Below are 14,315 nucleotides of genomic sequence, written 5' to 3' on the forward strand. Positions count from 1 at the left end.
GCGTGGTGTATCAGCGTACAACCGCGAACGGTTGTACGCCCTACTCCAGAACGATAAAGCCGCGCCGGGAATGCGGTTCCCGGCGCGGCTTCTTTATGGGTTTCGCACAGTGGACTACTGCAGGACTTCCACGCGATCCACGTCGATATCGGCAGCCTTCTGCTTGTGGTGATCGACTTCACCGGTCAGACGCACCTTGGTGTTTTCAGAGACCGAGGCGCCCGCCGGCCAGTCATCGTGGTCAATCTCGACCTGAATGCTGCCGGTAACGTCCTTGAACTCGTAGTGCTCGCCGCCGATGCGCTTGGCGATAGTCCCTTCCAGCACGACCGGGGTGTCGTCGGCAGCAGACTGGGCCTGCTTGACGGTGGTGACCTGGGCGGCAGCTGCCGGTTTGGCGGCGTCACTGCCGGGGCCGGTGTAACCGGCGGCCAGGGTGAGGGTAGAGAACAGGCCGGCGGCAGCGATCAGCGGGAGATGACGGAGTTTCATGGATTGGCCTCCTGGGGCGTTTTCGATGGGGCGAGCCTAGTGCCGGTGACTGAAACCAGCCTGAATCCGGACTTAACCCAAACTTAAACGCCCCAACGCCCCGCCCTTGCCAGGAGCAATCGACCCAGGCCGGCTCCGGCCCGGGCACAGCACCCCGCAATATGCAAAGGCCGCCCAAACGGCGGCCTTCGGCGGGACAACGGCGTCAGAGCACGCGGCTTTCGAAACGGCTGGCACCGGGAAGCTCCAGCACCAGCGTATTGCCGCTGTGCAGCGGCCCGACACCGACCGGCGTGCCGGTCGACACCACATCGCCCGGCTGCAGCGAGAAGTGCCCGCAGATGTGCTGGATCAGCGGCACGATGGGGTTGAGCATGTCGCGGCTGTTGCCGTCCTGGCGGACCTCGCCGTCGATGGAAAGGCGGATGCCGATGTCGGCTGGGTCCGGGAAGTGGTCGGCGCTGATGAAGGGCGCCAGCACGAAGGCGCCGTCGAAGGACTTGGCCAGCTCCCAGGGCAGGCCCTTTTCCTTCAGCTTCGCCTGTACGTCGCGCAGGGTCAGGTCCAGCGCGGGGGCGTAGCCGGAGATGGCGTCCAGCACTTCTTCAACGCTGGGCTTGCGCGACAGCGGCTTGCCGATCAGCACGGCGATCTCCGCCTCGTAGTGCACCGCGCCGCGGTCCTCGGGAATGGCGAAGCCACCCGCCTGGGACACGGTGCAGGAACCGGGCTTGATGAACAGCAGCGGCTCGGTCGGCACCGGGTTGTTCAGCTCCTTTGCGTGCTCCGCGTAGTTGCGCCCGACGCACACCACCTTGCCCAGGCTGAAGTGGATCGGGGTGCCATCGACATACTGATGCTGGTAACTCATGACCGACTCCTACAACGCATGGAAGAGATGATCCGCGCGGGCTCGTGATTCCGCGCGATTGCCCGCATTCTGTTGGCGCACGCGCCACTTCCCGTGACGCTGACGTGCGAAGGGCCGGCCTCTCTATTCCTAAAGAACCGGCCCTTCTGGATACCGCGACTTATTCGGCGAAGATCTTGCCGGGGTTCATGATCCCATTGGGATCGAACACCGCCTTGACCGCCTTCATGTAGCCGATTTCAGCCTCCGAGCGAGAGTACCCCAGGTAATCGCGCTTGGTCATGCCCACGCCGTGTTCCGCAGAGATCGAGCCGTTGTACTTCTGCACGGTCTCGAACACCCACTTGTTGACGGTGGCGCACTTGCCGAAGAACTCGTCCTTGGTCAGGTTCTCGGGCTTCAGGATATTCAGGTGCAGGTTGCCGTCGCCGATGTGGCCGAACCACACGACTTCGAAGTCGGGGTAGTTGGCTTCGACGATGGCGTCGATGTCCTTGAGGAAGGCCGGGACCTTGCTGACGGTCACCGAGATGTCGTTCTTGTACGGCGTCCAGTGGGAGATGGTCTCGGAGATGTACTCGCGCAGCTTCCACAGGTTCTGCAGTTGCTGCTCGCTCTGGCTCATCACGCCGTCCAGCACCCAGCCCTGCTCTACACAATGTTCGAAAGTCGCCAGGGCCTCGTTGGCCACCTCCTCGGTGGTCGCCTCGAACTCCAGCAGGGCGTAGAACGGGCAATCGGTCTCGAAGGCCGGCGGCACGTCGCCACGGGCCATGACCTTGGCCAGGGCCTTGTCGGAGAAGAACTCGAAGGCGGTCAGGTCCAGCTTGCTCTGGAAGGCGTGCAGCACCGGCATGATCGAGTCGAAGTCCGGGGTGCCCAGGACCATCGCGGTGAGGTTCTTCGGCTGGCGCTCCAGGCGCATGCTGGCCTCGACCACGAAGCCCAGGGTGCCTTCGGCGCCGATGAACAGCTGGCGCAGATCGTAGCCGGTGGCGTTCTTGATCAGGTCCTTGTTCAGCTCCAGCAGGTCGCCCTTGCCGGTGACGACCTTCATGCCAGCCACCCAGTTACGGGTCATGCCGTAGCGAATGACCTTGATCCCGCCGGCATTGGTGCCGATATTGCCACCAATCTGGCTGGAGCCGGACGACGCGAAATCCACCGGGTAGTACAGGCCGTTTTCCTCGGCGAACAGCTGCAGCTGCTTGGTCACCACGCCCGGCTGGCACACCACGGTGCGGTCGACGGCGTTGAAGTCGAGGATCTTGTTCATGTAGTCGAAGGCCACGACCACTTCGCCGTTGGCGGCGACGGCGGCGGCGGAGAGCCCGGTGCGGCCGCCCGAGGGAACCAGCGCGACCTTGTGCTCATTGGCCCAGCGAACGATGGCCTGGACCTGCTCGGTGCTCTTGGGGAAGGCGATGGCCAGCGGTGCCGGGGCGAAATGCTTGGTCCAGTCCTTGCCGTAGGTCTCGAGGGAATCGGCATCGGTCAGCAGCTTGCCGGGCTCCAGCAGGGGCTTGAGCGATTCGATCAGGGCTTCGCGGGTCATGGGAAGAACTCTCAAAGGATTCATGGTCGTCCTGAGAACAGCTCAGGTCGCAACCGGGCAAGGAAAAGGGAGAACATGCTAGCATACGCACCCCACGCAGATCGCCACTTGGCGCCGAGCTGCCTGGCACCGGCCGGTCCGGCCTGAGCTGTTCAATTTCTCGCCACATCCCGGGACTACAGGTTCAAAGCAGATGAGCAAGACTTCTCTCGACAAGAGCAAGATCAAATTCCTTCTCCTTGAAGGCGTGCACCAGAACGCCGTCGACACCCTCAAGGCGGCCGGTTACTCCAACATCGAGTACCTCAAGACCGCACTGTCCGGTGACGAGCTGAAGGAAAAGATTGCCGATGCACACTTCATCGGTATCCGCTCCCGCACCCAGCTGACCGAAGAAGTCTTCGACGCTGCCAAGAAGCTGATCGCCGTTGGCTGCTTCTGCATCGGCACCAACCAGGTCGACCTGAACGCGGCTCGCGAGCGCGGCATCGCCGTGTTCAACGCGCCCTACTCCAACACCCGTTCGGTTGCCGAACTGGTACTGGCCGAGGCCATCCTGCTGCTGCGCGGTATCCCGGAGAAGAACGCTTCCTGCCACCGTGGCGGCTGGATCAAGTCCGCAGCCAATTCCTTCGAGATCCGCGGCAAGAAGCTGGGCATCGTCGGCTACGGCTCCATCGGCACCCAGCTCTCGGTCCTGGCCGAAGCCTTAGGGATGCAGGTGTTCTTCTACGACACCGTGACCAAGCTGCCGCTGGGTAACGCCCAGCAGATCGGCAACCTGCACGAGCTGCTCGGCATGTCCGACATCGTTTCGCTGCACGTCCCGGAGCTGCCGTCCACCCAGTGGATGATCGGCGAGAAGGAAATCCGCGCCATCAAGAAAGGCGGCATCCTGATCAACGCCGCGCGTGGCACCGTGGTCGAGCTGGACCACCTGGCCGATGCGATCAAGGACGAGCACCTGATCGGTGCCGCCATCGACGTGTTCCCGGTCGAGCCCAAGTCCAACGACGACGAGTTCGAAAGCCCGCTGCGTGGCCTGGATCGCGTGATCCTGACTCCGCACATCGGCGGCTCCACCGCCGAAGCCCAGGCCAACATCGGCCTGGAAGTGGCCGAGAAGCTGGTCAAGTACAGCGACAACGGCACCTCGGTGTCCTCGGTCAACTTCCCGGAAGTGGCCCTGCCGTCGCACCCGGGCAAGCACCGCCTGCTGCACATCCACGCCAACATCCCGGGCGTGATGAGCGAGATCAACAAGGTGTTCGCCGACAACGGCATCAACATCTCCGGCCAGTACCTGCAGACCAACGACAAGGTCGGCTACGTGGTGATCGACGTCGACGCCGAGTACTCGGACCTGGCGCTGGAGAAGCTGCAGCACGTGAACGGCACCATCCGCAGCCGCGTTCTGTTCTAAACGCTGCTCGGTGGCAAGAAAAAAGGAGGCCTCGGCCTCCTTTTTTTGTTTGAACGGCTCGGAATCGGACGCCGCTTCTGCGTTGTTTCTGGGTCCCCGCGTTCGCGGGGATGACGTGTGCGGAGGACGGTGCATATCACCGTCACTCCCGCGAACGCGGGAGCCCAAAAGACAGTTGCTCCTACAGATACATCAGGCCGGCGCCGACTCGATCAGCCATCACTTCACATTGACAGTGATCGTCTGCGACTCCACCGGCGGGTCCAGCGGCACGTGGTTCTTGTCGCCCACCAGCAGCTGCAGGGTGTGCTTGCCCGGCGGCAGGGTCACTTCAGTCTCGGTCTGGCCCTTGCCAAAGTGCTTGATGTTGTCCGTCATCGGCAGCGGCATGTTCATCGCCGGCTGCTCCTTCAGGTCGATCAGCAGGTGATGGTGGCCGGTAGCCGGCGAATCCACGCCAGCGGGCGCGACGCCCATGCCCTTGAGGCCGAACTTGACGGTGAAGGTCTTGCCGACAGTGGCGCCGTCGGCCGGCTCGATGAAGTACACCTTGGCGCCTTCCGGGGCCGGGGTGCGCGGCATATCGGCGGCGATCGCGGAAGACGCGGCGAGCAGCGCAGCGAGACCGAGGCAAGGCAGCATGGTTCTCATGGAATTCTCCTTCTTCACGGGATTCGGGGAACGCCCTTCAGAAGCAGCCATTCACCCGCATGGAACCCACAAGCATAGGCGGCTCCCTCGCAGGCTCAAGAAAAAGAGTGCGTCTTCAAATGTCTTCGACCGCTCTAACCTCCGGCTTCCAGCCCGGCCAGGCAGACCGCGGCGGCGTCCAGCTGTTCCTCGCTGAACACCAGCACGCCCATGCGTTTGAGCGCGGCGGCAGTGACGCCTTCGCCGGCAACCTTGCGCCCGCTGAAACTGCCGTCGTAGTTCTCGAGGTTGCCGCAGGACGGGCTGCGCGCCTTCAGCACGGCCAGGCGGATGTCGTGATGCTGCACCAGCTTCACCGCCGCGTCGGCACCCAACAGGAACGCCTGGCTGACGTCCTCCCCGTCCACCGTGACCACCGGTTTGACGCGCTCCAGCACCGCCATGCCCTGGCCGCCGGGAATCTCCGCCGGCGCGCGCGGCGTCGGCAGACCGCCGGCCACCTCCGGACACAGCGCCACCACACGTCCCTGGGCCAGCCAGCGCGCCAGCAGGTCGAACGGGCCGTGGGCACCACCGTCGTAGCGAACACGGTGTCCAAGCAGGCAACGGCTGACGAGAACCTTCTGCATAGGCCAATCACTCCATTTCGAATGGCACAGACTAGCCGCTCGATTTCTCCGGGTCACGCGGGGTAACACGACATTCATCGGCGATCCGTTTCGAAGGTTTTCGAGCCCGCCGAAAGTCGGGGAGCGCCGGCGCAACCACCCGTCGGGCCGGTGACAGAGCACAACCTTTGGCGGGAACCGTCGTCCGGCACTGGCCGCCCGCACGTCGCCTGACCAGACTGACGCACCGGCCAATCGCCTCGGAGCCCCCACCATGTCCCGTCTGTTCGCCCTGTCCGCAGCCACCGCGGCGCTCCTCCACCTGTCGGTCGGCCAGGCCGCCCTCCAGGCCCTCGACAACGAGAGCCTCGGCGCAGTCACCGGGCAAGACGGCATCAGCATCCGCGCCGACGTTCTGGCGCACATCGGCAGCGCCGCCTGGAACGATGATGGCGGCAGCGTCTCGTTGCGCAACGTCTCCATCGACAACGGCTGCGCGAACGCCGGCGACTGCCCCGACGGGCGCGGTGGCAGCCTGCCGTACGGCGCCGCACAGCTGGGGCTGAGCCTGCCGATCTTCGGCATCGAGCAGCCAACCCTGCAGGTGGACGTGGTGCAGAACGCCAGTGGCCAGCAGCAGCTCGCCCTGACCCTGCCGGACCTCACCACCATCAACCAGCAGCTCAACAGCAGCGGCCTGCCGGCGCAGACCATCCGCATGCGGGTGATCGGCGACCTCTATGTCGGCGACGGGCGCCTGGGCACGCTGGAAATCCGTGACATCCAGGACATCAGCGGGACCATCAAGGTCTGGGGGCACTGAGCCGGACGGCTCAGAAGGACGAGTCACCGCGACGGCGGAACCAGCCGGTCAAGGACAATCGCTCCTGGTTGGCCGGCAGCACTTCGTGGGGGAAATCGCCGGACAGGAACACCACCAGCCGCCCACCGAGCGGGGCCAGGTCCAGCGCCTGCCCGTCGGGCAGGTACATCCGCAGCGCGCCGCCCTGGTCGGCCTGCCAGTCCGGATTGAGGTAGAACACCGCCGACACGCTGCGACGGTCGTCATCGCGGAATCGATCCAGGTGCTTCTGGTAGAAGGCGCCCGGCGGATAGAGGGCGAAGTGCCCCTCGAAGTCCTCCAGGCCGAGGAACAGCGAGCGGTTGATCAGCTGACGCAAGGCATCGAGCGACACCAGGTAACGGTCGCAGGCCTCGGACTGCGCAGGCTCGATCCACTGGATACGGTCGCCACGCACCCCTTCGCGCACGGCCAGCCCGTCTCCCCGCCCGATGCCGGCAGCAGCCAGTTTCCCGGCAGCGTCACGGGCACGACACTCCGCCGCCAGTGCGGCGATCAGCGGGGCGGGAAGAACATCGTCCTGGACGGACCAGCCCTTCTCGGCGAGGTCGTCAACGATGCTATGCAAGAGGGGAGAATCGGCGTCGAGATCCATGGCGCATTGTAACGTCCGACGCCAGTGGCTCGACAAGCAGGGCAAGCCTTGCCGACAATAGCCCCCGGCGAGCGAACCCTGCCGCCCACAAGGAGTTGCAATGCGCGTACTGCTGGCCCTCACTCTTCTGGTACTGGGCATGCCCGCCCTGGCTGACAATTACCAGCGCCTCTACCAGGCCGCCGGTTGGCCCGAGCAGCGCGCACACTTCAACGACGCCCTGCATGCCGCCCAGAAGCGCTACCAGGGCAACCTGCCGCCGGCGCTCTACCAGGCCCTGGTAGACAACAGCAACCGCCGCTTCGCCGCCGCCGACATCGATCAGCGCGCCCTGGCCAGCCTGCGCCAGAACCTGCCGGACAACAGCTCGGCGCTGAACTTCTTCGAATCCCCCCTGGGCCAGAAGGTCGCCACCGCCGAGACCTTCGCCACCCGCAGCGACCAGTTGCTCAAGTACGCCAATGGCCTGCCGCGCCAACAGGCGAGCGATGCCCGGCGCCAGCTGGTGCAACGCCTGGGCAAGGTGCTGCCGGCCCGCGAGGCTGGCGCGGAAGTCAGCCTCGCGCTGGCCAGCGTCGCCGCCGACAGCCTCAGCCAGATGCTCCCCGGCCTGCTCGGCGGCGGCCAGGCCCAGGGCATGCTCGAAGGCCAGCGGCAGAAGCTGATGGGGCAGATCGGCGCCGATCTGGATAACACCCTGCTTTACGTCTATCGCGGGCTGAGCGATGCCGAGCTGAGCCAGTTCACCGCCTTCGGCGAATCCCCAGCCGGACGCGGCTACTATCGCGCTGCACTGGCGGCCTTGCGCGCCGGGTTGTCCGTCTCATCCGACGGCCAGTGATCGGAGTTTGCCTACGACGCTTGGAGACCACTCCTAGGAACTCCCCTCTTAGAATTGCCTCCGCTGTAGCGGGGGTGGCGCCTGAGGAGAATGGCGCAAGGAGTGAAGGACGCACCCCCACTCATTCTGGCTCCACCTCTACCCCAGCCTCTCGCTGAGAAATTCGAAGTAGCGCTGGCGCAAGACCTCGCTCTCGTTCGCCAGATGGTGCCGCGCACCGGTGAGCAGCAAGCACTCGATCTTCTCGAACTTGTCTTCCAGCACCCTCAGGTTGTACCGCCAATCCACCGTCTCGTCGGCGTCGCCCTGCACCACCAGCAGGCTTTGCGGCCCTGGCGAAGCCGCTTCGATGCGCGGAATCCAGCGCGCCAGCGCGCCCACCCAGGCGGTTGGCAAGGTGCGCGGCTGCAGGGGATCGCGATCGCGCAGGAAGGCCAGGAACTCCGGATCGGTGGAGTTTTCGGTGAAACGTCGCGGAATCGAGTCGACGAAGGGGCGCAGCACCTGGTAGCTCAACTTCGACCATCCCCAGGCGCGTGGGCGGACCAGCGGCGCCAGCAGGATGGTCCGCCCGAGTTCCGGCCGCATCTCGCCGGTCAGCAGGTAGTCCAGCAGGATCGCCCCGCCGGTGCTCTGCCCGCACAGATGCCATGGCTTTGGCAGGTCGAGCGCCTGGGCCTGGCCCAGCAGCCCTGCCAGCACCGCCTGGTACTCGGAGAAGTCGCCGATGCTGGCCGCCTTGCCCTCCGACAGCCCATGTCCCGGCAGATCGCAGGCCAGTACGGCAAACCCCATGCCCACCGCCCAATCGATCACATGCCGGTACAGCCCCATGTGGTCGTAGTATCCATGCATCAGCAACAGGGTGCCGCGCGCCACCACCGGCCGCCAGAGTTGCGCGGCGATGCGGTAGCCGCCCGCCTCGAAGGTGCCCAGGCGGCTTTGCAGGCCCGGGTAGCGCCCGGCCAGGTCGAGCCCGTAGAAGCGCTGGTACAAGGCAACCCCGCCCTCGGTCGTTGCTGCGGTCAGTGGTCGCAGGAGCGGACGCAGCAGATCAGGCTGGAAGGCTTCAGGCATGGGCGATTCGCTTATCGACAGGAGGTGAACGGAAAGCACGGTGCGCTGCAGGGATATTCAGCCGCGGCCGTGCTCGTGGCAAGCTTGGCGGTTATCTTACCGGTCGTTGTCTTTCGAGAGATGCCATGTCCCCCCGCCGCAAAACGCTCATCGGCTGGCTGCTCGCCGCCCTCTGCCTCGCCGGCCTGCTCAGCACCTACTGGTGGTACGAGAAGCGCTACATCCGGCCGTTCAGCCACCAGCCGCAGCTGTTCTCCGGCGACCACCTGATGCTGCCGGCGGAGCTGGCCGGCCCAGGACGCATCCGCCTGGTGCATTTCTGGGACCCCGCCTGCCCGTGCAACGTCGGCAACCAGCAGCACCTCGCCGAGCTGATCGCGCGCTTCGCGTCGCAAGGCGTGGACTTCTATGCCGTGCAACGGCCCGGCAGCCACGGGCAACTGCCCGACACCCTGAAGGCGATGCGCACACTGCCCACCCTGCCCAGCGCCGAACAGTTGCCCGCCAGCCCAGCCGTGGCGATATGGGACGCCCAGGGCAACCTCGCCTACGTCGGCCCCTACAGCGAAGGCGCGGTGTGCACCTCCAGCAACAGTTTCATCGAGCCGATCCTCGATGCGCTGGTGCAGGGCCGGCACGTACAGGCGACCCATACCCTGGCGGTCGGCTGCTATTGCCCCTGGATCAGCACTGCAAAGTAGTGACACAACCCCAGAATTGATCGCAAAACCGTGGCTACACTTGCAGCGCTGGCCCATGAAGGGCCATTCGCTATCAAGGAGTCTACATGCGTCTTCATTCCGCCCTCGCATTCTGCGCCGTTCTCGCCCTGCCAATGGTTGCCCACGCGGACGATACCCCCAGCAGCAGCCAGGTCATGGCACAGCACAAGCAGGCCATCAACAACCGCCTCGCTGACATCGACTACAAGCGCAAGCGCATCGTCGAAGCCAACATGAAGCTCAACCCGCAGGAAGGCGAGAAGTTCTGGCCGATCTACAACAGCTACCGCACCGAGGCCGACAAGCTGAGCAAGAAGACGCTGGCAATCATCATCGACTACGCCGGCGCCTATAACACCGGCGCGGTAAGCGACGACGACGCCACCAAGCTGCAGAAGCAGGTGCTGCAACTGCAGGACGACAAGCAGGACCTGAAGGAGAAGTACGTCAAGCGCATCGCCAAGGAAGTGTCGCCCACCCGCGCCCTGCGCTTCCTGCAGATCGAGGACCAGCTCGACGCCATGGCGATGCTGGAAGTGACCCGCGAGATCCCGCTGGCCGACTGATCGCGCTCAGATCCTGTTTACGATCTCGCGAGCTAGAGCAGAACAAGGCAGAAACAGGCGAGGACGCGGAGTTTACGCGCTGTAAATGAGCAAGTTCGAGCCTGTTTCTAACGCCGTTATGCCGACGCGCAGCAGATCGTAAACAGGCTCTCAGGACTCGGCACCGCCCCCACGCAGCCACTGCCGGTAGCGCTCCGGCGGCGCCGAGTACCAACGCCGGAACGCCCGGTAGAAGGGCGACAGCTCGGCGAAGCCACAGGCGCGCGCCACCTCGCGGATCGCCATTCCCTGATCCAGCATCTGCGCGGCACGCTGCCGTCGAACGTCTTCCCGTACATCCCTGAAGGTCTGCGCCCTGGCGGCCAGGCTGCGCTGCAGCAGCCCCGGCCGCACGCCCAGCTCCCCTGCGCAACTGCGCAGCGAGCACTCCGCCGCCCCCAGACGCACGGCGATCAGATAGCGCAGGCGGTTGAGCAGGTCATTCTCGTCGAACGTGCCCAGCTGCTCGCGAGCGTGCGCGCTCAGCAGGCGGTGCAGGTCCGGATTGGCCGTGCGGGACGGGCGCGACAACAACGCGCGATCGAACAGCACGGCATCGTGGGGCTGGCCGAATCGGGGGGTGGTTCCGTAGAGCCGTCGATGCTCGGTCAACCGGCTTGGCAGCGCATGTCGGAATTCGATGGCGTCGGCGCGAAACTCCCCGTCGGTGATCAGTGCGAGAAGCTTGAGGAACAGCAGCATCAGACACTCCATCTGCTGGCGCAGGCTCGGCACACCCAGGTAGTTGAGGTCGAGGATCAGCCGCACCTGCTCGCCCTCCTCGAGCATCTGCGCGGCAAAGCCGCCGGAGAGGATGTGCTGGAAGCGCACGAAGCTCGCCAGGGCCTCGCGCAGGTCGGCACTGGCCATCAGCAGATAGCCGACCACGTCCAGCAGGCGCGGCTTCATCACCTCGCCCAGGTGCAGCCCGATGTCGCGGTCGCCGGTGATCTCGTCGAGTGTGCTCCAGAACAGTGGCGCGTCGTCATGTACCAGTCGGCCGCTCTGGGCCGGTGCCGGCAGGCGGACCTTCTGCAGGGCCAGGCGATAGATATCGGTGGGATCGAAGCCCAGGTCGGCGAGCGACTCGTACAGCAGCCGGCGCAGCGTGGCGGACTGGGTCAAGGCTGGGGCGGACGGGAAATGCAGCTCGGGGGCGGACATGGATTCTCCTGGTTTGACCAAAGAATTCCAGCAGCGGGACATTAGGTCAATGAACAGCAACGGCCTTCCTTTGCAGAATCTCTCGCATAACAACAAGGAGTTGCCGCATGAAACGCACTTTGACTGTCCTCGCTGTCGTCGTGGCCGCTGCCGCCGCAGGCACCGGCTGGTACCTGCACGGCAAGCAGCCGCAACGTGACGGACAGCTGCCCCTGGCCGGGCTGCACGGCGAGGTCACGGTACGCTACGACGAACGCGGCGTGCCGCACATCAAGGCCGGCAGCGAGGATGACCTGTACCGGGCGATCGGCTACGTCCACGCCCAGGACCGCCTGTTCCAGATGGAGATGCTGCGGCGCCTGTCGCGCGGCGAGCTGGCCGAGGTGCTGGGGCCCAAGCTGCTGGACACCGACCGCATGTTCCGCAGCCTGCGCATCCGCGACAAGGCTGCCGACTACGTGGCGCGCCAGGACAAGAACTCCCCGGCCTGGAAAGCGCTGGTGGCCTACCTCGATGGCGTCAACCAGTTCCAGGACAGCCACCCGCGCCCGCTGGAGTTCGACATCCTCGGTATCCCCAAGCGACCGTTCACCCCCGAGGACACCGTCAGCGTCGCCGGCTACATGGCCTACAGCTTCGCTGCCGCCTTCCGCACCGAGCCGGTACTCACCTATGTGCGCGACGAGCTGGGCGCGGACTACCTGAAGGTCTTCGACCTCGACTGGCACCCCGAGGGCGTGCTCAAGCCAAGCTCGCTGGCCGCCGCCGACTGGCAGGACCTCAATGCCATCGCCCGGATCAGTCACGCGGCGCTGGAAGAGGCCGGCCTGCCGCAGTTCGAGGGCAGCAATGCCTGGGCCGTCGCCGGTAGCCGCACCAAGAGCGGCAAGCCGCTGCTGGCGGGCGACCCGCACATCCGCTTCGCCGCCCCGGCGGTGTGGTACGAGATTCAGGCCAGCGCCCCGGGCTTCGAGCTCTACGGGCACTACCAGGCGCTCAACCCCTTCGCCTCGCTCGGGCACAACGAGCAGTTCGGCTGGAGCCTGACCATGTTCCAGAACGACGACGTCGACCTGGTCGCCGAGAAGGTCAATCCGGACAACCCCAACCAGGTCTGGTACCACGGTCAGTGGGTCGACCTGACGAACGAGGAGCAAAGCATCGCGGTCAAGGGCCAGGCACCGGTGAAGATCACCCTGCGCCGCTCGCCCCACGGCCCGCTGGTCAACGATGCGCTGGGCACCGCCGCCGGCAAGACGCCGATCGCCATGTGGTGGGCCTTCCTCGAAACCCAGAACCCGATCCTCGATGCCTTCTACCAGCTGGATCGTGCCGACACCCTGGACAAGGCCCGCGCCGCGGCGTCGAAAATCCACTCGCCGGGCCTCAACGTCGTCTGGGCCAACGCCCGCGGCGACATCGGCTGGTGGGCCTCGGCGCAGCTGCCGGTGCGCCCGGACGGCGTAGTCCCCTACTTCCTCCTCGACGGCAGCACGGGCCAGGCCGACAAGAACGGCTTCTACCCCTTCAGCGAAAACCCCCAGGAGGAGAACCCGGCGCGTGGCTACATCGTCTCCGCCAACTTCCAGCCGGTTCCGGCCAATGGCCGGCCGATTCCGGGTTACTACAACCTGCCCGATCGCGGTCAGCGCCTGAACGAGCGCCTGGCCGACACGTCGGTGAAGTGGGACCTGCAGAACAGCCAGGCACTGCAGCTGGATACCGCCACAGGCTACGGGCCGCGCGTCCTCAAGCCACTGCTGCCGCTGCTGCGCGAAGCGGCCTCGACAGCCGAAGAGACGACGCTGGTGGAGCATCTGGCAGCCTGGCAGGGCGATCACCCGGTCGACTCGGCCACCGCCACCCTGTTCAACCAGCTGCTGTACCAGATCGCCGATGGTGCCATGCGCGACGAGATGGGCGATGCCTTCTTCGACAATCTGCTATCCACCCGCGTGCTGGACATCGCCCTGCCGCGCCTGGTCGCCGACGACAGCTCACCCTGGTGGGACAACCGCAAGACGCCGCAGAAGGAAACCCGCGCCGATATCGTCAAGGCTGCCTGGAAGGCCAGCCTTGCGCACCTGCGCGCGACGCTGGCCCAGGATTCGGCGGAATGGCAATGGGGCAAGGCGCACACCCTGACCCACAGCCACCCGCTGGGCCAGCAGAAGCCGCTGGACCGGATCTTCAACGTCGGCCCCTTCGCCGCGCCCGGCGGACATGAAACGCCGAACAACCTGTCGCACCGCGTCGGCCCGGCGCCCTGGCAGGTGGTCTACGGTCCGTCGACCCGGCGCCTGATCGACTTCGCCGATCCCACCCACAGCCTGGGCATCAATCCGGTCGGCCAGAGCGGCGTGCCCTTCGACAAGCACTACGACGACCAGGCCGAGGCCTACGTCGAAGGCCAGTACCTGCCCCAGCATTACGAAGACGCCGAGGTGAAGGCCAACACCCACGGCCTTCTCAAGCTGGTACCGGCGAGTCGCTGAGCCACCGCGCCAAACAAAACCCCGCGAAAGCGGGGTTTTGTTTTTGGAGCTCGAAAGAGAGTGCTGCGGGAGATGCCGAAGCTCCCTGGCGCGTTATTTCCCCTAGGGATAACACTCGGGGTGTTGTATTGGGCGCCTTCTCCCGCACGTATGCCAATGGTTCACTGGAAGTTGCCGCTGACGCTTCCGGCCCTGGTTCGGGGGGAGGCCGGCAGACGCCACCGAACGAGTTAAATACTAGTTGGCCATTTCGCCGAAGTAAGGCTTTGTACTTACAGATTTTTCCGATAAACCCAGGAAATCCAGACACTTCGGAATAACGTGGGCACAAAAGACACGGGCCACCCGAAGGTG

14 protein-coding genes are annotated in these 14,315 nt (G+C 65.2%); 6 read left to right on the plus strand and 8 right to left on the minus strand.

The features are described 5' to 3' along the window. Nucleotides 1–114 precede the first annotated feature (114 nt). From GA645_RS26775 to GA645_RS26785, 3 genes are all read right to left on the minus strand, one after another. Nucleotides 115–492 carry a NirD/YgiW/YdeI family stress tolerance protein gene (locus tag GA645_RS26775; protein WP_152227125.1) on the minus strand — a complete coding sequence of 126 codons (378 nt, stop codon included), beginning with the start codon at nt 490–492 and terminating at the stop codon, nt 115–117. 205 nt (nt 493–697) lie between these two features. Continuing rightward, a complete protein-coding gene (locus GA645_RS26780) occupies nt 698–1,363 on the minus strand; it encodes a fumarylacetoacetate hydrolase family protein (protein WP_152227126.1) in 666 nt (221 codons plus the stop codon). 160 nt (nt 1,364–1,523) lie between these two features. Next, entirely contained in the window at nt 1,524–2,918 is a 1,395-nt protein-coding gene (locus tag GA645_RS26785) for an FAD-binding oxidoreductase (RefSeq protein ID WP_152227129.1), read from the minus strand. A gap of 193 nt (nt 2,919–3,111) precedes the next feature. On the opposite strand from GA645_RS26785, the gene serA reads away from it, so the two are divergent. Next, complete coding sequence (gene serA / locus GA645_RS26795; protein ID WP_152227131.1) at nt 3,112–4,341, plus strand: phosphoglycerate dehydrogenase; 1,230 nt, start codon at nt 3,112–3,114, stop codon at nt 4,339–4,341. A 219-nt stretch (nt 4,342–4,560) separates the two neighbouring features. Here the strand turns inward: serA and GA645_RS26800 are convergent, their stop codons facing one another. Further along, nucleotides 4,561–4,992 carry a DUF4399 domain-containing protein gene (locus GA645_RS26800; protein WP_152227133.1) on the minus strand — a complete coding sequence of 144 codons (432 nt, stop codon included), beginning with the start codon at nt 4,990–4,992 and terminating at the stop codon, nt 4,561–4,563. A 134-nt stretch (nt 4,993–5,126) separates the two neighbouring features. Continuing rightward, nucleotides 5,127–5,621 (minus strand): DUF523 domain-containing protein, encoded by a 495-nt coding sequence (locus GA645_RS26805; protein WP_152227135.1) that lies wholly within the window; start codon nt 5,619–5,621, stop codon nt 5,127–5,129. Nucleotides 5,622–5,874: 253 nt separating this feature from the next. Between GA645_RS26805 and GA645_RS26810 the strand changes: the two genes are divergently transcribed. Continuing rightward, a complete protein-coding gene (locus GA645_RS26810) occupies nt 5,875–6,423 on the plus strand; it encodes a DUF6160 family protein (protein WP_152227137.1) in 549 nt (182 codons plus the stop codon). Nucleotides 6,424–6,433: 10 nt separating this feature from the next. Here GA645_RS26810 and GA645_RS26815 read toward each other — a convergent pair whose 3' ends face one another. Then, nucleotides 6,434–7,057, minus strand: coding sequence for a 2OG-Fe(II) oxygenase (locus GA645_RS26815; protein WP_152227139.1), 624 nt, complete (start codon nt 7,055–7,057; stop codon nt 6,434–6,436). A gap of 100 nt (nt 7,058–7,157) precedes the next feature. Between GA645_RS26815 and GA645_RS26820 the strand changes: the two genes are divergently transcribed. Further along, complete coding sequence (locus tag GA645_RS26820) at nt 7,158–7,898, plus strand: hypothetical protein (protein WP_152227141.1); 741 nt, start codon at nt 7,158–7,160, stop codon at nt 7,896–7,898. Nucleotides 7,899–8,036: 138 nt separating this feature from the next. Here GA645_RS26820 and GA645_RS26825 read toward each other — a convergent pair whose 3' ends face one another. Further along, a complete protein-coding gene (locus GA645_RS26825; RefSeq protein ID WP_152227143.1) occupies nt 8,037–8,975 on the minus strand; it encodes an alpha/beta hydrolase in 939 nt (312 codons plus the stop codon). A 125-nt stretch (nt 8,976–9,100) separates the two neighbouring features. Here GA645_RS26825 and GA645_RS26830 point away from each other — a divergent pair, with 125 nt between their 5' ends. After that, on the plus strand, nt 9,101–9,676 hold the full coding sequence (locus tag GA645_RS26830) for a DUF6436 domain-containing protein (RefSeq protein WP_152227145.1): 576 nt from the start codon (nt 9,101–9,103) through the stop codon (nt 9,674–9,676). An 86-nt stretch (nt 9,677–9,762) separates the two neighbouring features. Then, complete coding sequence (locus GA645_RS26835; RefSeq protein ID WP_152227147.1) at nt 9,763–10,263, plus strand: transcriptional regulator; 501 nt, start codon at nt 9,763–9,765, stop codon at nt 10,261–10,263. Between the two features lie 150 nt (nt 10,264–10,413). Here GA645_RS26835 and GA645_RS26840 read toward each other — a convergent pair whose 3' ends face one another. Continuing rightward, on the minus strand, nt 10,414–11,466 hold the full coding sequence (locus GA645_RS26840) for an AraC family transcriptional regulator (protein WP_152227149.1): 1,053 nt from the start codon (nt 11,464–11,466) through the stop codon (nt 10,414–10,416). 107 nt (nt 11,467–11,573) lie between these two features. Here GA645_RS26840 and GA645_RS26845 point away from each other — a divergent pair, with 107 nt between their 5' ends. Further along, nucleotides 11,574–13,961 carry a penicillin acylase family protein gene (locus GA645_RS26845; RefSeq protein WP_152227151.1) on the plus strand — a complete coding sequence of 796 codons (2,388 nt, stop codon included), beginning with the start codon at nt 11,574–11,576 and terminating at the stop codon, nt 13,959–13,961. The last annotated feature ends 354 nt before the right edge of the window (nt 13,962–14,315 follow it).

The sequence above is a fragment of the Pseudomonas sp. SCB32 genome (assembly GCF_009189165.1).
In the GTDB taxonomy this organism is placed as follows: Bacteria; Pseudomonadota; Gammaproteobacteria; order Pseudomonadales; family Pseudomonadaceae; genus Pseudomonas.